Raw genomic sequence first — 17,671 nt, forward strand, 5'->3', positions numbered from 1 at the left:
GCAATCGTTACAGGGGGTTCGCCAGGGGATGACGCCACATGCGATACATGGTGTGGCAGTTGACGAACAGGAAGGTGGTCTCAATCAGGCTGCCGCCGATGGAGCCGATCAGTATGTTGTGGCTGGTCCAGCACAGGCCGCCCGCCAGCATGCACAGCCGCAGCGCCAGCCCGCGGGCCCGGAACAGGCCCCAGGTGCCGATGGTGGTGCCGATGATGGGGAGCCACTGCACCGCACTGGTGATCCCGGGGATGCCCAGCACCCACACCAGCACGAGGAAGAAGAGCATCACCCAGGGGCTGCGGGTGCGCCCCGAGGCGATGGTGCGACCACAGCTGAGGGCGGCGCTGAGAGCCGCCGTGCTGGCACCCATTAGCAGGAAGTGGACCGCGATGGCTCCCTGGTAGAGACACAGCCGCCAGCGAAAGCGGCTGTCGTCCCGTTGCAGGAAGGCGCTCACTCCGACCAGCATGGCGGCAAGGCCGATGCCTTGCGCCAGGGGCTGCTGTTCAATCAGGGTCCAGACCGGTTGCAGCCAGCCAAGCTCGAGACTCACAGGGTGACACCACTCTTGAAGATGGCCAGCTCCCGGAAGTCGTTGCGCTCGTTGCAGGTCGGCTTGCCGTTGGCGATGTCGACGATGAGGTCGATGAACTGGGCGAGCAGGCTGCTCATGGGGGTGCCCTCAATCAGGGTGCCGGCATTGAAGTCGATCCAGTGCGGCTTGCGCCTGGCCAGATCGCTGTTGGTGGCGAGCTTGACCGTGGGGGCCGGGCCACCGTAAGGGGTGCCGCGCCCGGTACTGAACAGCACCATGTGGCAGCCTGCGCCGGCCAGGGCGCTGGTGGCGACGGCGTCGTTGCCCGGGGCGCTCAGCAGGTTCAGCCCGGGGCGCTGCAAGCGGGCGCCGTAGGGCAGCACGTCCACCACCTGGCTGTGCCCCGCCTTCTGGGTGCAGCCGAGGGACTTCTCCTCCAGGGTCGAGATGCCGCCCGCCTTGTTGCCGGGGGAGGGGTTCTCGTAGATGGGTTGCTGGTGGTCGATGAAGTACTGCTTGAAGTCGTTGACCATCTGCACCGTCTTGTCGAAGGTCTGCTCGTCCTGGCAGCGGGACATCAGGATGCGTTCGGCGCCAAACATCTCCGGCACCTCGGTCAGCACCGAGCTGCCCCCGTGCTGGATCACGTAGTCGGAGAAGCAGCCGAGCAGCGGGTTGGCGGTGATCCCGGAGAGGCCGTCCGAGCCGCCGCATTCCAGCCCGAATTTGAGCTCGCCGAGCCGACCGGGTTGGCGCCTGTCTTGCTGCATCTGCGCGAGCAGCTCGCGCAGCAGCCCCAGCCCGTGCTCCACCTCGTCATCGTGCTGCTGGCACACCATGAAGCGCACGCGGGCGGCATCGACGGGGCCCAGGGTCTCCCTGAAGGCGGCGATCTGGTTGTTCTCGCAGCCCAGCCCCACCACCAGAACCCCCCCCGAGTTGGGGTGATGCACCAGGTTTTGCAGCAGGGTGCGGGTGTTGAGGTGATCCTGACCGAGTTGGGAGCAGCCGTACTGGTGGTTGAACAGGTGCACCCCGTCGATGGCGCCGAGATCGGTGTCGCGCTCGAGCTGTTGCTTCATCTGTTTGGCGAGGGCGTTGACGCAGCCCACGGTGGGCAGGATCCACAGCTCGTTGCGAATGCCGACCTGGCCGTCGTGGCGGCGGTAGACCTGGATCTCCCGGTCCGGTAGCGCGGTGCTGACGTCGATGAGCTCCGGCTGGTAGCTGTACTCGTCGAGATCGCTGAGGTTGGTGGCCAGGTTGTGGTGATGGATATGTTCTCCCGCCGCGATGGCGCGGGTGGCGTGGCCGATGGGCAGACCGTACTTGATGATCTGATCCCCTTCAGAGAGGGCCACCAGCGCCAGCTTGTGGCCGCGGGGGAGGGGGTCGCTCAGGGTGAAGGCAACACCTTCGTGCGCTATCTGCTCGCCGGCGGCGAGCTCTCTCAGGGTCACCAGCACATTGTCGGCGGGGTGGATGCGAATCACGGCTTGCATGGTCACTCCTTAGCAGCAGGCGGCCAGCGCCACGCGCAGGCCCTGCTCGCGGATCCGGGTCAGGCAGAGATCTACCCGCTCGACCAAGCCGGGCACCTCGCACAGGGACTGGCCCCAGTGGGCCTCCTGCCCGAGCACCTCTTGCACCAGGGCGCGCTGGGGGATCTCGCCGCGCTCCACCGCAGGCCAGAGGCGGGCGTAGGCGTCGAGCCAGGGTTGATCGTCCTGCAGCGGATAGGCGTGTCCGTTGCGCTCCCCGCGATAGAAGGCGAGCAGGGCGGCGAGGGCAAAGCTCAGGCGCGGCGCCAGGGTGCCCTGCTGCTGTTGATAGGTCAGCAACTGCGGCAGCAAACGGGTGCGGAACTTGGTCATGCCGTTCAGGGCGATGGAGAGCAACTGGTGCTTGATGAAGGGGTTGCGAAAGCGCCCCTGCACGACGCGGGCGAAGGAGAGCAGCTCTTCTTGCGGCAGGCTCAAGGTCGGCACTATCTCATCGCGCATGATGCGCTCGACGAACTCGCCAATCTCCTCGTCGGCCATGGCCTCGCCCACCGTGTCGAGCCCGGCCAGGAAGGCGACCGGCACCAGGGCGGTGTGGGCGCCGTTGAGGATGGCGACCTTGCGCTCCTTGTAGGGCTTGATGTCGTCGACGATGAGGATGTTGAGTGCCTGCCCGGCGGGCTGCTGATCGAGGCAGAGGGCGCTCGCCAGCCATGCAGGCCCCTGGATCACCAGCAGGTAGAAGTGCTCGGCGGTGACCACGAACTGATCCTGATAGCCAAATTGCGCCTGCAGCTCGGCGTGCTCGTCCCGGGGGAAGCCGGTGACGATGCGATCCACCAGGGTGGAGCAGAAGGTGTTGTGTTCGCGCAGCCAGGTCTGGAAGGCGTCTGGCAGCTGCCACTGGGCGGCGTAGCGCAGCACCAGCTCGCGCAGGGCGTCGCCGTTGTAGTCGATGAGCTCGCACGGCAGCAGCACCCAGCCCTTGTCGGCGGCGCCGTCAAAGTGACTGAAGCGCTCGAACAGCAAGCGGGTCAGCTTGGCCGGGAAGCTCGCGGGCGGAGTGTCGTCGAACTGGTCGTCGGCGTGATAGCTGATCCCGGCTTCCGTGGTGTTGGAGAAGAGGAAGCGGATATCCGGGTTGCGCGCCAGTGCCAGCACCTCGTCGAACTGGCGATAGCAGCTCAGTTCGCGGTTGACGCTGCGGATCAGGCGCTGGGTGCTGATGGCCTTGCCGGACTCGTCCAGCCCGCGGATGACGGTGGTGTAGAGGCCGTCCTGAGTGCTCAGGCTGGGGGGAAAGTCGCTGTCGATGGGGCGCACTATGACCACGCCGGCGTCGAGGCGGGTGTGCTCGTTGAGCAGGTCCAGCTGCCAGTCGATGAAGGCGCGCAGGAAATTCCCCTCGCCAAACTGGATCACGCGGTCCGGATATTGGGCCCCCGGGAAGGCATCACGATTCAGGCGTTGCATCTTGTTGTGGTCCTCATGGGGCTGTGCCCCTGTGGCGGATATGGATGATGGGCGCGGTTTGACCCATGGAATGGTCCGCTCCGGCGGCGGGACATGCCCGCCGCCTCATTTTTTATTTCTGGTCAGTTCAGCTCGATGGCGAAGTAGTCGCGGGCGTTGTGGAAGCAGATGTTCTCCACCATCTGGCCCAGCAGCGCGAGATCGGCCGGGGCCTCACCGTCCGCGACCCAGTGCCCGATCATGCGGCACAGGATGCGGCGGAAGTATTCGTGACGGGTGTAGGAGAGGAAGCTGCGGCTGTCGGTCAGCATGCCGACGAAGCGACTGAGCAGGCCGAGCTGGGCGAGCTGGGTCATCTGGCGCTCCATGCCATCCTTCTGATCGTTGAACCACCAGCCCGAGCCGAACTGCATCTTGCCGGGAAGGTTGTCCCCCTGGAAGTTGCCGATCATGGTGCCGAGCACCTCGTTGTCCCTCGGGTTCAGGCAGTAGAGGATGGTCTTGGGCAGCGTCCCTTGCGCGTCCTGGGCGTCGAGCAGGCGGGAGAGCGCCTTGGCCACGGGAGCGTCGTGGATGGAGTCAAAGCCGGTGTCCGGCCCCAGGGTCAGCAGGCGGCGGCTGTTGTTGTTGCGCAGCGCCCCGATGTGGTACTGCTGCACCCAGCCGCGCCGGTGGTATTCGCCCGCCAGATAGAGCAGCACGGCGGTCTTGAAGGCGGCCACATCGGCGCTCTCCAGTACGGCGCCCCCCAGACGTCGAGTCAGCATGGCGTCGAGCGCCTGTTCGCCGGCCTGGCCGAAGGGCACTTCGTCCAGGGCATGGTCGGCAATCTTGCAGCCGTGTGCGGCGAAGTGATCCAGCCGCACGCCGAGGGCCCGGGTCAGATCGGCAAAGGTGCGGATCTGGATGTCGCTGACCCGGCCGAGTTCGGCCAGATAGTCCGCAAAGCCATGGGCGTCGATGTTGAACACCTTGTCCGGACGCCAGCTCGGCAGCACCTTGATGTCGAAGTCGCCGTCGGCCGCGATGGCGGCGTGGTGGCGCAGATCGTCGACGGGATCGTCCGTGGTGCCCACCATCTTGACGTTCATCTGTTTCATGATGCCGCGGGCCGAAAAGTCGGGCTGGGCCAGCTTGTCGTTGCACTGGTGCCAGATGGCCTGTGCGGTCTGCGGCCCCAGCAGCTGGCCCGTGATGCCAAAGGGCCGCTTGAGCTCGAGATGGGTCCAGTGATAGAGGGGGTTGCCGATGGTGTGGGGCACGGTGCGGGCCCAGGCCTCGAACTTGGCGTAGTCGTCGGCATCCCCGGTGCAGAAGCGTTCATCCACTCCGTTTGAGCGCATGGCGCGCCACTTGTAGTGATCCCCCTTGAGCCAGATCTCATACAGGTTGGCGAAGCGGTGATCCTCGGCAATCAGCTGGGGCGGCAGGTGGCAGTGATAGTCGAAGATGGGCTGTCCGGCGGCGAAGCCTTGATAAAGCTGGCGCGAGAATTCGGTATCCAGCAGAAAGTCATCGGTCATGAAGGCGGTCATTCGCTTGCTCCCTACGAGAGTGCTCGGTGAAGTGGAGATAGTTGTTGGACCAATTATTCTCATTGCCAGACATCTCGTCCAGTCACCATATTGAAAAAACACCGGTCGGCTCACAAAATCGTCGAATTAAACCATTTTGAGTCTCAAATAGGGCCTTCAATGGTGCCTAACAGGGTGAGAAAGAGCGGGAAAGAGGATGAAGAGGCTGGATGAGAGGTTTGTATGACACCTTTTTACTCTTGTGGATGGGGAAAATGTGACCTGCGTTGGGTTTATCACAGCCCATTTGTGGGGGTATGCCGTTTTTGTGATGGTTCTCAACATTCATAGATGTTCTACCAATTACAGTGTGCATCACAAAGATGTAGGACATTAAGACTGACTCCTCAGGGAAGAGGTCTAGCAGATAAACGCACACACTTGAGGTCCCGCTCCAATGAAAATGAAAACCATCGCCGCCGCCATCCTGATGGCCGCCCCCCTGGCCCTGACAGCCTTCTCTTCCCATGCCATGGAGAGAGTGACGCTGAAGCTGGCCCATAACCTGGACACCAACCATGTGGTACACCAGGCGCTGGCCCAGATGGCCAAGGAGATCAGCACCGCCTCCGACGGCAAGATGAAGCTGCGCATCTACCCGGGTGGCCAGATGGGCGGTCCCCGTGAGACCCTGGAGTTGCTGCAAAACGGCGCCCTGGACATGACCAAGGCCAGTGCCAGCGAGATGGAACCCTTCTCGCCCGCCTTCTCCATCTTCAGCCTGCCTTACCTGTTCAAGGATCAGGCCCACTTCAACAAGGTCATTTACGGCCCCGTGGGCGAATCCATGATGGCCCAGACCCGTGACAAGGGCTTCGTCTCCATCGCCGCCTACGTGGCGGGGACCCGCAGCTTCTACGCCAACAAGCCTATTCACACCCCGGCCGACATGAAGGGGATGAAGATCCGGGTGGTCGCCACCCCCACCACCATCAAGCTGATCGAACTGCTGGGTGCGGCCCCGGCCCCGATCCCCTTCGGTGAGGTCTACACCGCACTGCAGCAAGGGGTCATCGACGGCGCCGAGAACAACGAGCCCTCCTACGTGCAGACTCGTCATGTCGAGGTGGCCAAGTTCTACGCCGAAGATCAGCACACTTCTGTGCCCGATTTCCTGGTGATCTCGAGCAAGGTGCTGGACAAGCTTTCCGACGAGCAGAAGGCCATCCTCACCACTGCCGCCAAGCACTCGGAAACCTACGAACAGGAGCTGTGGGACAAGGAGGTCGCGGCATCTCGCAAGCAGGCGACCGACGCGGGGGCCACCTTCATCCAGGTCGACAAGGAGGCTTTCCGCACTGCGCTGGCCCCCCTGTATGACGATTTCCGCAAGGATCCGGTACGCGGTGAGTGGCTCACCAAGATCGAGAATGAAGCCGGTCAGTAATCATGAGGGGAGGGCGACGAGATCGCCCTCCCGGGAGAACCGCAATGCGTCTTGAAAAGTTCAAGCAACCCATCGACAGGTTGCTCGCCGGGTTTACCGTCGCCGTGATGGCCATGCTGGTAGTCTGCGTGGTCTGGCAGGTGTTCAGTCGCTACGTGCTGGCACAGCCGAGCACCATGACCGACGAGATAGCCCGCTTCAGCATGATCTGGGTGGGATTGCTGGGAGCGGCCTACGCCACCGGCAAGCGTCGCCACCTCAGCATCGACCTGTTCGTTTCCGACCTCAAGGGAGGGCGCAAGCTCGCCAACCAGCTGTTCGTGGATCTCTGCGTGCTGCTGTTTTCCAGCGGCGCCATGGTGTGGGGCGGCCTGACCCTGGTGACCAAGGTCTACAGCACCGGCCAGGTCTCCCCGGCCATGCAACTGCCGATGGCCTATGTCTACGCCGTGCTGCCCCTGAGCGGCCTCATCATCAGTTATTACTGTGTGCTCTTCATGCTGGAGACCCTGCTCGACAGTCTGGCGCCCACCCCCGATCTTGCCCCCTCAGAGGAGAACATCTGATGGATTGGACCATAGCCCTGGTCATGTTCGGCTCCTTCTTCGTGTTGGTGTTCGCGGGCGTGCCCATCTCTTTCTCCATCGGCCTGGCGACCCTGGCCTCCGGCATGATGATGCTGCCGATGGAAACCATCCTTGCGGTGGTCGGCCAGAAGATGGCCACCGGCCTCGACAGCTTCTCCCTGCTGGCGATCCCCTTCTTCATCCTGGCGGGGACCCTGATGAACTGCGGCGGCATCGCCCAGCGGCTCATCAACTTCTCCCAGGTGCTGGTGGGCCGCATGCCGGGCTCGCTCGGCCACGTGAATGTCATGGCCAACATGCTGTTCGGCTCCATCTCGGGGTCGGCGGTGGCAGCCGCGGCCGCGGTGGGTGGCACCATGGCCCCCATGCAGAAGAAGTCCGGCTATGATCCGGCCTATTCGGCGACCATCAACGTGACCTCCTGCATCACGGGTCTGCTGATCCCGCCCTCCAACGTGCTCATCATCTATGCCCTGACCGCCGGCGGCATCTCGGTGGCCACCCTGTTCATGGCCGGTTACGTCCCCGGCATCCTGATGGGGCTCAGCATCATGGCCGTGGGAGCCATCATCGCCAAGCGCCGTGGCTACCCGGTTGCGGAGCGACCCTCCTTTGCCATGGTGATGCGCGCCTTCTGGGATGCCATCCCCAGCCTGCTGCTGGTGGTGGTGGTCATGGGCGGGATCCTGGGGGGCATCTTCACCGCCACCGAAGCCTCCGCCATCGCCGTGGTCTACACCTTCGTACTCTCGGTGCTCATCTACCGCGAAGTGAAGTTCAAGGATCTGCCGGCCATCATGCTGGACTCGGTCATCACCACCGCCATCGTGCTGCTGCTGATCGGCATCTCGGTGGGCATGTCCTGGGCCATGACCAATGCGGACATCCCCTACACCATCAGTGACGCCTTGATGAATGTCTCCGATAACCCTCTGGTCATCCTGCTCATCATCAACGTGATCCTGCTCATCGTGGGCGTCTTCATGGACATGACTCCGGCGGTGCTGATCTTCACCCCGATCTTCCTGCCCATCGTCACCGAGCTCGGCATGGATCCGGTCCACTTCGGCATCATGATGATCTTCAACCTCTGCATCGGGCTCTGTACACCGCCGGTGGGCAGTGCGTTGTTTGTGGGGTGTTCGGTCTCGGGGGTCAAGCTGCAGGCCCTGATCCGGCCTATGCTGCCCTTCTTCTTCGTCTTGCTGCTGAGCCTGATGGCGGTGACCTACATACCGTCACTCAGTCTCTTCCTGCCGGGACTGTTTGGCATGCACTGAGTCATGAGAGAGCAAGTGAGCCCAGGGCTCACTTGTTCATTTTCATGTAAATTGGTATAACAAGTTACCGTATCCGGGTGACAGTCCCGGCACTTGAATAGTATGAGGCTGGGGTGTGAGTGAGATGAATATGGACTTGGTTGAATCAAAGCGTCTCTATCAGAAAGTCGCCGCCGAGCTGAAACAACGCATTGCCAGCCAGCGTTATCAAGTTGGCGAGCGTCTGCCGGCCGAGCGGCTGATTGCCGAGGAGATGGACGTGAGTCGCACCGTGGTGCGCGAAGCCATCATCATGCTGGAAGTGGAAGGGCTGGTGGCGGTGCAGAAAGGGTCCGGGATCCACGTGACCGCCCGGGAGAGCCAGTATGCCGAAGCGACTCCCACCCTGGATGACGCCCTGTTGACGGCGGGCCCCTTCGAGCTGCTGCAAGCCAGGCAACTGCTGGAGAGCAATATCGCCGAGTTTGCCGCGACCCAGGTGACCAAGCAGGACATCATGGAGCTGCTGAAGATCCAGGCCCTGGCCCGCAAGGAGGATCGTGCCCGCGATTCGGAGTGGGACAAGCAGTTCCATATCCAGGTGGCCAAGGCGACCCAGAACTCCGTGCTGGTGATCCTGACTGAGCAGCTCTGGCTGCATCGCGAGCGCAACCCCTACTGGCGCAAGCTCCACGAGCATATCGACGACAAGGCCATCTCCAGCTGGTGCGACGATCACGACCAGATCCTCAAGGCCCTGATGCGCAAGGATCCGCAGGCGGCCAAGCTGGCCATGTGGCAGCACCTGGAGAACACCAAGCAGATGCTCTTCCAGGCCACCATCTTCGATGACGAAATGGAGGATGACCGCTACCTCTTCTCCGAAAATCCAGTCGTTCATCTGACCCAGCCTTCCACTGCCAACGGCTAGTGGAAGATTCTCGGGGGCGAACCCTCGAAGCTGTTTCAACCCCATGGAGGCGCTGGGCTGATGGCGTAGCCCAGAGCGCCCGGGCAAACTGCTGCTCCACTCGTCGGTTTTTGCTGGCCGCATCACCTGGATGCTGGCCCATGTCAAATGCAGTCACCTCCGCAGAGCCTTTGGCCCTTGGTCTGGAGATGCACAGCACTCGCGGGGCGGATACAACCTCTGAAGGTGAGAAAAAGGATACAAAAAGGGCCACTTCTTGCGAAGTGGCCCTTTCCAAACGTTTGGTGGAGCTGGGGGGAGGTGACAACTAATCTTTAGTTTATCATTTCAGATCAATAAGTTAGATGACCTGTTCCAGCGAATCATTTCTGTGACCCTTCACTATGACACCAAAATTTGGACGCCGGTTCAACCTCCAGATGACGAAGAAATTTATCAACTTGCGAGGGAGATCTCTTTCATAAATTAGCCTCATATGAGCATAATATGAGTAATTTACAAGGAGGTAATAATGGAACCTATAGACTTCTCAATTACTCTTTCAGATAAACACTGTGATGATGGTGCAGAACAGTCCCAGCAAATATCAACAAATGATTATTTGAAAAGGCTTGCTGAATATTTCTCTGTTGAGCAAAAGATTGATTTGGTAATATATTCAGGAAATATAGGTTCGCCAGCTGACAATGATTTTAGGAATGCGTTATCTAAAAGTAAAAAGAATGAGAAAGTTATTCTTTGGCTGTCAACGTATGGGGGAGTTCCTGATTCAGCGTATAGAATGGGTAGAGCATTGCAGAGCCACTATAATCATATCACGGTTTATGTTGATAGATATTGTAAGAGTTCTGGTACTTTGCTCGCATTGGCAGCAGATGAGATCTGTATGTCTGAAAGTGGTGAGTTTGGTCCATTAGACATTCAATTATTAAATAAAGAAGAGTTTTATGAAAGGAATTCAGGCCTAGATTCTTTTCAAGCGTTAAGTACGCTAGCTGAGCGTAGTAATGAAATAATGCGTTCTCAGTTCATGGACCTTAGAATGGGGGCTAGGCTTAGTACCAAACAGGCATTAGATGCAGCAACTAAAGTCACAATAGGGTTGCTTAGCCCAATCTATGAACAACTTGAGCCAATGAGGTTAGGCGAGGTGCATAGATCGATGCAAATCGCATATGAGTATGGGAATAGATTAAACAAAGGCATTCTTAAACAGAATGCACTTAGCCATTTGATTGCTCAGTATCCCTCTCACTCTTATGTTATTGATCGTATCGAAGCAGAGGATAGGTTATTTAGCATAGTAACTGAGCCTGGAGATGCCTTGGTTGTACTAAGCAAGATACTTAGCCCAATAGTTGATGAACGGATCGCCAATTCTGCCCCTTTACTTGTACATCTTAATGATTACTTGAAAGAGAGTGATGATAAGCATGACTGTGTAGCTACACAAGAAGATGCCGTTAACGAAGATGCCGTTAATGAAGATGCCGTTAATGAAGATGCCGTTAACGAAGGTGTTGTTAACGTAGATGCTGAAAATAACTAAAGAATAACGGAACAAAATGTTAACGAGCAAATGTAGGGTGATTGTAAGATTACATGATGAAAATCATGGATTTTCTGCATCATTTGGCTCGATAATTGCTTGTGAACTGCTATGTGTCAGATCTGTGTACCTGCCCCCAAAATGAGGAACTAACGGGAGTGCAAGTAGTCTTAATTGGTAAAGTCACTTGCACAAAAGTTCCTAGCTTGTATGGTTACAGAAAGACATCGTTGGGTACGTCTGGGTACATGTATGTCTAATCGAGCATGGAGTGCTCAAGCTGCAATTGAGGAGTGTTTGTTATGTTTTTTTCAGCATCTAAGGTTGCATCCGTGAGTCAAGGCAACTCTGAAGCTGTTGATCTTGCTAAGATTCTTCAGGAGTATCAGAGTGGGGCAGCTAAACGCTGGGAAGGCGGAGATGTAGCTACTGTCGTTATCGTTGATAACAAGCCAGATCGAAACCGAGTGATCAAACCGAAGGTTATTGATAAACCTAGTGCCTATCAAACGCCGCCTGCTGATATTCTATGGTAATGCCACAACGTCAAAAGAAGGCCCTAATGGGGCCTTTTTTTTTGCCTGTTTTTTTTGACCGTTGCGAGTTCTAGTGCTTTGTAAGCAACAGAAATATTTAGTGTCATAAAACGACTGAATTATGACACCAGCACTTGCAACGATCAGAGCATGACCATGAGAGATGAACGGTCACTAACTCAGATATCATTTTTCATGTCTACGCCCACAACGAACGTTGAACATTGTGTGTGGCTGTTGTTAATCCGAGACTAATCCCTTCCTTGCTTTGGCTCAAAATGTGTACCTTTTGAGCCACCTAAACACCCCACTGAAAATGGTGGCTCAAAAGTGTTGATTTTGATATGAGCCACCATTATATTTTGAGCTATAGTTTTTGAGCTACACGTGGGGAATGGTTATGGCGGTCATCGGGTATTTGAGGGTAAGCACTGGCGAGCAGAGCGTTGAGGCCCAGCGCCACAGCATTGAGCAGATCCACAAGGTGGAAACGTGGTTCGCAGACGAGGGCATATCTGGCTCAGTGAAAGCATTAGAGCGCACGGGATTCTCCGAGCTGTTCAAGTTTGTGCGGAAGGGCGATACGCTAATTGTTCCCGCCGTTGACCGTCTTGGGCGTGACACCATTGACGTTCTGCACACGGTTGAGGCGCTGCAAGCCAAGGGTGTGTCGATTATCAGCTTGCGGGAGGGGTTCGACCTATCCACGCCAATCGGTAAGGCAATGCTGACCATGCTGGCCGCTGTCGCAGAGCTGGAGCGCTCAAATATCAAGGCCCGTCAGATGGCCGGGATCGCTAAAGCCAAGGCAGAGGGCAAAGCATTAGGGCGTGAGAAGACCATCGACGATACCGCCGTTGCTATCTGGCGGAAGGAAAACAGCGCAAGCATCCAGGCGACCGCCGAACATTTTGGGATTTCACCCGCCAGTGTGAAGCGAGCCTGCAAAGCAGCGTAATGACGACCCAAACAACACGCGAATAAAGCAACAACATACCGGCCAAGCGCCGGTATTTTTTTGTCTGAAATATGGTGATCGGTCATCTATTTGTGTAACATGCAATCATTGTAACTTATTGAGATTTATAGGCTTATACATGAAGATTTCAATATTGAAGCGTCAGCTCGCAGAGCGGATGGGTGAGGATGCGCACTATCTGGAAGGTAGGGAAAAAGCGTTTTTAGCAGAGCTTGCCGGTATACCGGTTGAGCAGATTGAAGACGACGAGATCATCACTGGTGAAGGGGAAACCGGCTGGATTGAAGAGCGTGAGACCCATCTAGATTTGGCGGACAGGATGCGCATGGAAGTTAAGGAGGAAATCGAGAAGCAGCGTCAGCGCACTATTGAGCGTGGAAGCCTTGGCGGCTCGTATCGTATAGCGGCGGCATTGGCCCGCAATGGAGGTAAAGCATGATCCCGGAAACACGTTTCGAACAGGCGCATGGTGTGACAGCGGGCAAGCTCTCATACGCTTTGGAACTGATGGATAAGGGGGACGTTGTGGCGGCTCGCGATGTAATCCTTGAGGTTCAAAAGACCAATGAAGAGCAGGCCCGGGTTATTGATACCCGGCTTTATGGGGCTGTTCGTAATCTATGCGAGGCGAGGCGTATGGATAGCCGGAGATTTTTCGCATTGCAGCAGGTGTTAGGGTTGCGCGAGATCGTCCGCTCCTTGCTCGTATCACCTGCCGGGGTGGATCTGATCTCTATGCATGTGCCAGTAGAAAATGATTTCTTCGTCTCCATGCTGTCTAGGATCCCACAATCGGCGGCAGTAGCCCCCATAGCCAATGACAATGAGCGGGCGGCAACCCTGACATATCAAAATGGGAATGCGCGTTTATGGACGATGTTCTGCGAACAGCAGCAGGGTTTGGAGCATGGAGAGGGGAAAGCATGAAGCCGCAAAAAACAGTCCAAGTAATACGGCTATCCCGTCCAGTCGCGGAACGTGTGGCGATATGGGCCAGTGCTCTGAATATGTCGCCTACGCAAATTGTGGAGCTGGCAATCACCCGATGGGAGCAATTGACCCCGTGTGATGCGCTCGGAATAGAGGGGGGCCGCGATGCGTCGCACCTCCCCCGCCCTTGAAGCGCAGGTCGCCGCAGCTCTCGCGGCAGGATGGCCTATTGTTGCTATCGCCGAGCAGACGGGAATCAGCCTATCCACAGTGAAACGGATCCGGGGGCGTTCAGGTGTTCGCCCCGACTCGATGCGGGAGGAGTTGATAGAGGAGGCCCGCGCCGGATTGCGGGCCTCATTATCTTCTGAGTTCGCCGCCTCGGAGGGCGCTCGCCTCGTCCGGTCACAGGTTGCACTTTGCAACCAAATCCATACCAAGACAGCCGAGCTGCTGGAGAGCCTGACAATTGATAGTGAATGTGACAGGCACCAAGCGGCCAAGATCCTTTCAGCGTGTGCCACAGCCAGCAAGCTAGCCGCTGATGGGTTGCGCCGGGTTCTCACACTGGCAGCGGAGCCGGAAGTGGTTGAAGCCCTGCCGGAGCTGGTTGTGAGAGACTATACAGACGAGGAGATATTGGCTATCAGGGCCGAGCGCGATTGCTGGGGCGATGTGCCGCCAGAGTGATGCAGGTTGACGGCGACCCCGCCCATGTCGCAAAGTAACTCCGTAATTTTGGCCGATGAGTCGGCCCTACCTCTTCGCTAACGCCCATTTCGCGGCGTCCTTTCGTTGGAATCCCCATAGGTACTGACACCGGCCATAACCGGTCAGTTGTCGCTGTACGCGCTTCACAGGCATGAAAGAGATTGGAAAGAGTGCTTGCCGTTGGCGAGCGATAAAAAAAAAAGCCGCCCAATGAGGCGGCATAAAGGAATTACATTAATGATCATACCAGCAGAAAACCCGGTGAACAATGACCGGTCATCAATACTAGAACGGCCTAAGGTTGTTGAATTTCGTGTGAGGATCATCCGCGAACGGATAGAACGTGACTCATACGCACATGGCACGCCTCGCAGGCAATGGCATTTTGCAAACCATGCAGAGACGGATTTGGGACGGCGCTCTAATCGGAAAAATGGAAATTTTGAACGTGGTTTGAGACGCAAAATTGCACGGCAAAACCTAGAGCTGGCGTGCCTTGCTGCTAACCAAAACCCGCAGAAAATGATCCGACCCGTGGTTATGGGTATTACCCCTGATAGTGACCAAAACAAGATCCTGATTGCAGTCAGGAAGGATTGGAGGAAACACCCCCTCCCTGAATGGGATGAACTATCCAGACCTGAGCGGTGGGCCTTTGGAATTCTCGGACACCTAAAGGCGAGTCGAGGTGAGTATTCAGCCATAACTCTGAATTTTTCCGAAAAGAAGGCCCTGCGATCCCTTGAGCATCTCAGGGACTCGGCACGAAAGAAGCTGGACGAGATCTTTGGCCTCGATGTCTCTTTCAACCTTGAGAGGGACAAAGAGGGTCGCGCCCACTTGCACACCCTCACACCCGGCAACGTCACGGACGCGCAACGCGCAGCACTTAAGAAGATGGGCGGGAAGTGGAGCGGTAGCGACGCGAGGCGGCAACTGGTAATAAAGTGCCGCCATGGTGTGCGGAATGCTATCTCGTGGGTGGCTGGTTATATGGCTAAGAATGTGGTGAAGGGGGAGGGCATTTATTATTTCCCCCACTCCATGACGCGAGAAGGCAAAGCCATTTATGAGAACATGGCCGCGATGGTTAGTGAACAGTGCATTGCTGCTCGGAGCAGTCAGACCACCAGCCCCACACAAACCAAAGTCCTAGAAAAACCAGCTCCCTACTCATCCCCCAGTGAGAACGTCAGCACTGCAATTTTGAAAATCGAGGCCGAAGACCACACAGGCACACCCGGCATAGATCCCCTAGATGCAATGCTTGCCGAGCTAGATAAGTGGGTAGCCACTAACCTAGGAAGGGAGGATGATGTCTGACCAGAAAGCATCTGACCCGGTAACGGACGGTTAATGACCCTGTAGTAAAAGTAGATGTGCGGGGTGTGTCAGGTGTAAGGGGGATCGTAAACGTGTGAGACAGTACCGGGACGATTTACAAAAACCGCTTTAGAGCTCTCCAGCGAGCATCCGGCATCTTACCCAATGGCATACGACAAAAACGCACAGGGGGCGTTCTAGGCCCCCAGAATCAAACCTTTCGCAGCTATGCCACCACCTGACGAGTCACCCCCAGAACATCACGCCCCAGCATCAGGCACAGATTGAAATCGGCAGCAGACACCGGGAGCGTTCCGTTGTCGCTCTCGTCGAGATAATCCAGCACGTCAGCGGGTGAAACGTGCTGGATGTCATCGAAGCCACTCTGGATCAGTAGCGTCCAGAGCGCCCTTTTCCCTGCCTGTGATAATTCGCGCTCGCTCCATTGAAACCACTCGCACACGCCTTCGCAATGATGGATATGGCGACCGTTAGACAGGCGGCACCCACAGGGCAGCGACACGCTCAATACCCTAGCCTGTATGGACAGCAGGACGTCCTCGAAGCTGATGTCGGATCTCATTTCAAATTCCCCATTTTCTTGGCTCTTCGCCAGTTCAACCAATTAACCCCGGTCAGGTCACAGCCGAAATCGACACTGTTTATGACGTTGCGCAGCGTTGCACAAGCCTCTTGCATCCGTGGGCTATAACTGACATTTGGCTTGATATAGTCCACCGTCGCGCCTAAATCCCTAGGGGCTGGCAAGCCGTAGGTTTTCCGCAAATCGGAGCCGTGTCCCAAGATCATCTGTATCTGTTTCAGGTCGGAGTCTGCATGGTGGGCGCATGTGGCGAAGGTATGCCGCAGGCTGTGAAAGCAGACTTGATGATCGGTTTGCCAAATGTCCAGCTTTGCCAACAACCCGGTTCCCTTGTAATGGTTGAACCACTTGCCCAGCTTGTGTGAGTAGTTTGGTGCCTCTGAGTCGCCGCCAAGCGCCCAGTCCGGGAACAGTCGCGCGTCGTCACTAGACATCCGCGCCCATTCCACCAACTGCATAAAACCCGCATTCAAAGCTACATCCGGGAGCGGTATCAGGCGCTCGGCGTTAGGGGTCTTAGAGCCCGGCACGTTGAGCATGACTATGCCTCCTACATCAATGACATGGGCCACAGTGAGGCTGCCAATTTCATCGCCGCGCATCCCGGTAGTCAGTCCCAGCAATGGAGCCCAGAAATGCCAGTCTTTCGGCTGTTCGTAGGGAAGCCTACTGTCGGCTCGCCAGAGTCTATTAACTAGTTTCCCCAGTTGTTCCTGAGTGAAGGGTTGTCCGCCTTCTTCATAGTCGGCATCGTTCTTGATGGGTGTCAGCATGTCGCTGAAATCCTCGGCGACATACCGCTCAGCCTTAAGCCATTTAAGAAAGGGTTTAACGTCATGGAAGTGGGTCATCTGTCCCTGCTCGGACAGGGATGGCAGGCCCTGCTTGCCTAAGCCCAGATACCAGTTACGCCGCAGCAAGGGATCCTCAGGGCGCTCTTTCCAGATTGACAATTTCGGGAGATTCTTAGGGATCGTGCGGATAACCTCTCGATAGTGGGTAATATCGGCAGCAACAAGCGCCGCGCTGTTCAGCGGGCCGAGAACATCGAGAAAACGCGCAAGATTGCTTTTGCGCTGGCTCAGGGTCTTGGGTTTGAGCTTCTCCACATGTTCGCTGTGCTCGTTGAATCGGGCCACCAGCCATTCCAACGATTGACCGGGCGCAGAAGGGGCAACCAAGGCACTACCGACGGGTAAAGGCTCGGCGTTGATCGTTGTTGGCAATGTGGCGAGAGCGTCCGCCGTCCGCCGGGCTTCAATGAGCTGGCCTTGTGTCCGTTGGGCAATGCCAACCGCAGTACGGGCCAGTTCCTTCGCCTTCTGAGTCACTGCCTGAGCTGCCGCCAGCTCTTTGCGGGAGCGTAGTGCTTCAAGGCGCTGCTCGTTAATCTCATCTTGCAGTGCGGCCAACTGTTCCCCGAGCCGGATTTGCTCTCTTTTTGCGGCGATCTTCGCCTTCATGATTTCTGAGATTTCAGCCATGTCTACTTCCTGATCGACTTCCTGAACTAATGCCAATAATTCGTCGAGCAGGAGCCTGCCAAGTTGGAAAGCATGGATCCACAATTCTCCCGTTTTAGCGCGACTTTTTGTGCCAAGTGAGAAACGGGTCTCACGAGGAGCGCCGTACTGGCGGAGGGAAGGGGGGAAGATCAGGCGGTAGCAGTAGACACCACAGCGGTTTTTGATGAGACCGGGATAGAGCATATGTGATACCAATCGGATTAAACATTAGGTCAGTTTTATCCAATCTCGGCTACAAAGTGACATCACCCGCTCCACATCG

The 17,671-nt window shown here is 57.1% G+C and carries 17 protein-coding genes; 11 read left to right on the plus strand and 6 right to left on the minus strand.

All coding sequences use genetic code 11. From position 1 onward, the window contains the following. Positions 1-7: 7 nt before the first annotated feature. The 4 genes from OKC41_RS15585 to uxaC all read right to left on the minus strand — a co-directional run bounded on the left by OKC41_RS15585 (position 8) and on the right by uxaC (position 5,048). Positions 8-556, minus strand: a complete 549-nt coding sequence (locus OKC41_RS15585) for a YgjV family protein (RefSeq protein WP_049637252.1) — start codon at positions 554-556, stop codon at positions 8-10. Beyond that, positions 553-2,040: a UxaA family hydrolase gene (locus OKC41_RS15590; RefSeq protein WP_201894293.1), complete on the minus strand. Its 1,488-nt coding sequence runs from the start codon at positions 2,038-2,040 to the stop codon at positions 553-555. Before OKC41_RS15590 ends, OKC41_RS15585 begins: the two co-directional genes overlap by 4 nt. 9 nt (positions 2,041-2,049) lie before the next feature. Further along, positions 2,050-3,513 (minus strand): tagaturonate reductase, encoded by a 1,464-nt coding sequence (locus OKC41_RS15595; RefSeq protein WP_201894292.1) that lies wholly within the window; start codon positions 3,511-3,513, stop codon positions 2,050-2,052. Between the two features lie 122 nt (positions 3,514-3,635). Further along, positions 3,636-5,048 carry a glucuronate isomerase gene (gene uxaC, locus OKC41_RS15600; RefSeq protein WP_201894291.1) on the minus strand — a complete coding sequence of 471 codons (1,413 nt, stop codon included), beginning with the start codon at positions 5,046-5,048 and terminating at the stop codon, positions 3,636-3,638. 436 nt (positions 5,049-5,484) lie between these two features. Between uxaC and OKC41_RS15605 the strand changes: the two genes are divergently transcribed. The 11 genes from OKC41_RS15605 (at position 5,485) to OKC41_RS15655 (ending at position 15,279) form a co-directional block, all read left to right on the plus strand. Then, positions 5,485-6,474 carry a TRAP transporter substrate-binding protein gene (locus OKC41_RS15605; protein WP_045525242.1) on the plus strand — a complete coding sequence of 330 codons (990 nt, stop codon included), beginning with the start codon at positions 5,485-5,487 and terminating at the stop codon, positions 6,472-6,474. 44 nt (positions 6,475-6,518) lie between these two features. After that, positions 6,519-7,040, plus strand: coding sequence for a TRAP transporter small permease (locus OKC41_RS15610; RefSeq protein ID WP_043154535.1), 522 nt, complete (start codon positions 6,519-6,521; stop codon positions 7,038-7,040). Next, positions 7,040-8,341 carry a TRAP transporter large permease gene (locus OKC41_RS15615; RefSeq protein ID WP_201894286.1) on the plus strand — a complete coding sequence of 434 codons (1,302 nt, stop codon included), beginning with the start codon at positions 7,040-7,042 and terminating at the stop codon, positions 8,339-8,341. Before OKC41_RS15610 ends, OKC41_RS15615 begins: the two co-directional genes overlap by 1 nt. A 130-nt stretch (positions 8,342-8,471) precedes the next feature. Next, complete coding sequence (gene exuR, locus OKC41_RS15620) at positions 8,472-9,251, plus strand: transcriptional regulator ExuR (RefSeq protein ID WP_201894284.1); 780 nt, start codon at positions 8,472-8,474, stop codon at positions 9,249-9,251. A gap of 511 nt (positions 9,252-9,762) precedes the next feature. Continuing rightward, entirely contained in the window at positions 9,763-10,800 is a 1,038-nt protein-coding gene (locus tag OKC41_RS15625) for a hypothetical protein (protein ID WP_270672140.1), read from the plus strand. A gap of 302 nt (positions 10,801-11,102) precedes the next feature. Beyond that, entirely contained in the window at positions 11,103-11,336 is a 234-nt protein-coding gene (locus OKC41_RS15630) for a hypothetical protein (RefSeq protein WP_270672141.1), read from the plus strand. 400 nt (positions 11,337-11,736) lie between these two features. Further along, positions 11,737-12,294 (plus strand): recombinase family protein, encoded by a 558-nt coding sequence (locus tag OKC41_RS15635; protein ID WP_270672142.1) that lies wholly within the window; start codon positions 11,737-11,739, stop codon positions 12,292-12,294. 139 nt (positions 12,295-12,433) lie between these two features. Continuing rightward, entirely contained in the window at positions 12,434-12,754 is a 321-nt protein-coding gene (locus tag OKC41_RS15640) for a hypothetical protein (RefSeq protein ID WP_203117406.1), read from the plus strand. Further along, the gene (locus OKC41_RS15645) at positions 12,751-13,242 is read left to right on the plus strand and encodes a hypothetical protein (RefSeq protein WP_069651784.1); all 492 of its coding nucleotides are present in this window, start codon (positions 12,751-12,753) and stop codon (positions 13,240-13,242) included. Before OKC41_RS15640 ends, OKC41_RS15645 begins: the two co-directional genes overlap by 4 nt. Before the next feature lie 168 nt (positions 13,243-13,410). Further along, complete coding sequence (locus tag OKC41_RS15650) at positions 13,411-13,935, plus strand: helix-turn-helix domain-containing protein (protein ID WP_167824804.1); 525 nt, start codon at positions 13,411-13,413, stop codon at positions 13,933-13,935. Positions 13,936-14,193: 258 nt separating this feature from the next. After that, a complete protein-coding gene (locus OKC41_RS15655) occupies positions 14,194-15,279 on the plus strand; it encodes a hypothetical protein (RefSeq protein WP_270672143.1) in 1,086 nt (361 codons plus the stop codon). A 226-nt stretch (positions 15,280-15,505) separates the two neighbouring features. On the opposite strand, the gene OKC41_RS15660 is transcribed toward OKC41_RS15655, so the two are convergent. Next, positions 15,506-15,862 (minus strand): hypothetical protein, encoded by a 357-nt coding sequence (locus OKC41_RS15660; protein WP_201920384.1) that lies wholly within the window; start codon positions 15,860-15,862, stop codon positions 15,506-15,508. After that, entirely contained in the window at positions 15,859-17,592 is a 1,734-nt protein-coding gene (locus OKC41_RS15665; protein WP_270672144.1) for a site-specific integrase, read from the minus strand. Before OKC41_RS15665 ends, OKC41_RS15660 begins: the two co-directional genes overlap by 4 nt. Positions 17,593-17,671 lie beyond the last annotated feature (79 nt).

Origin of the sequence: Aeromonas sp. QDB17, from assembly GCF_027705305.1 — a bacterium.
Lineage (GTDB): Bacteria > Pseudomonadota > Gammaproteobacteria > Enterobacterales > Aeromonadaceae > Aeromonas > Aeromonas caviae.

Excerpts from the sequence above, each read along its gene's own strand:
- OKC41_RS15610 (WP_043154535.1), top strand. The coding sequence starts at position 6,519 with ATGCGTCTTGAAAAGTTCAAGCAACCCATCGACAGGTTGCTCGCCGGG.
- OKC41_RS15650 (WP_167824804.1), top strand. The coding sequence starts at position 13,411 with ATGCGTCGCACCTCCCCCGCCCTTGAAGCGCAGGTCGCCGCAGCTCTC.
- OKC41_RS15625 (WP_270672140.1), top strand. The coding sequence starts at position 9,763 with ATGGAACCTATAGACTTCTCAATTACTCTTTCAGATAAACACTGTGAT.
- OKC41_RS15605 (WP_045525242.1), top strand. The coding sequence starts at position 5,485 with ATGAAAATGAAAACCATCGCCGCCGCCATCCTGATGGCCGCCCCCCTG.
- exuR (WP_201894284.1), top strand. The coding sequence starts at position 8,472 with ATGGACTTGGTTGAATCAAAGCGTCTCTATCAGAAAGTCGCCGCCGAG.
- OKC41_RS15630 (WP_270672141.1), top strand. The coding sequence starts at position 11,103 with ATGTTTTTTTCAGCATCTAAGGTTGCATCCGTGAGTCAAGGCAACTCT.
- OKC41_RS15640 (WP_203117406.1), top strand. The coding sequence starts at position 12,434 with ATGAAGATTTCAATATTGAAGCGTCAGCTCGCAGAGCGGATGGGTGAG.
- OKC41_RS15590 (WP_201894293.1), bottom strand. The coding sequence starts at position 2,040 with ATGCAAGCCGTGATTCGCATCCACCCCGCCGACAATGTGCTGGTGACC.
- OKC41_RS15665 (WP_270672144.1), bottom strand. The coding sequence starts at position 17,592 with ATGCTCTATCCCGGTCTCATCAAAAACCGCTGTGGTGTCTACTGCTAC.
- OKC41_RS15660 (WP_201920384.1), bottom strand. The coding sequence starts at position 15,862 with ATGAGATCCGACATCAGCTTCGAGGACGTCCTGCTGTCCATACAGGCT.
- uxaC (WP_201894291.1), bottom strand. The coding sequence starts at position 5,048 with ATGACCGCCTTCATGACCGATGACTTTCTGCTGGATACCGAATTCTCG.
- OKC41_RS15635 (WP_270672142.1), top strand. The coding sequence starts at position 11,737 with ATGGCGGTCATCGGGTATTTGAGGGTAAGCACTGGCGAGCAGAGCGTT.
- OKC41_RS15655 (WP_270672143.1), top strand. The coding sequence starts at position 14,194 with ATGATCATACCAGCAGAAAACCCGGTGAACAATGACCGGTCATCAATA.
- OKC41_RS15615 (WP_201894286.1), top strand. The coding sequence starts at position 7,040 with ATGGATTGGACCATAGCCCTGGTCATGTTCGGCTCCTTCTTCGTGTTG.
- OKC41_RS15645 (WP_069651784.1), top strand. The coding sequence starts at position 12,751 with ATGATCCCGGAAACACGTTTCGAACAGGCGCATGGTGTGACAGCGGGC.
- OKC41_RS15595 (WP_201894292.1), bottom strand. The coding sequence starts at position 3,513 with ATGCAACGCCTGAATCGTGATGCCTTCCCGGGGGCCCAATATCCGGAC.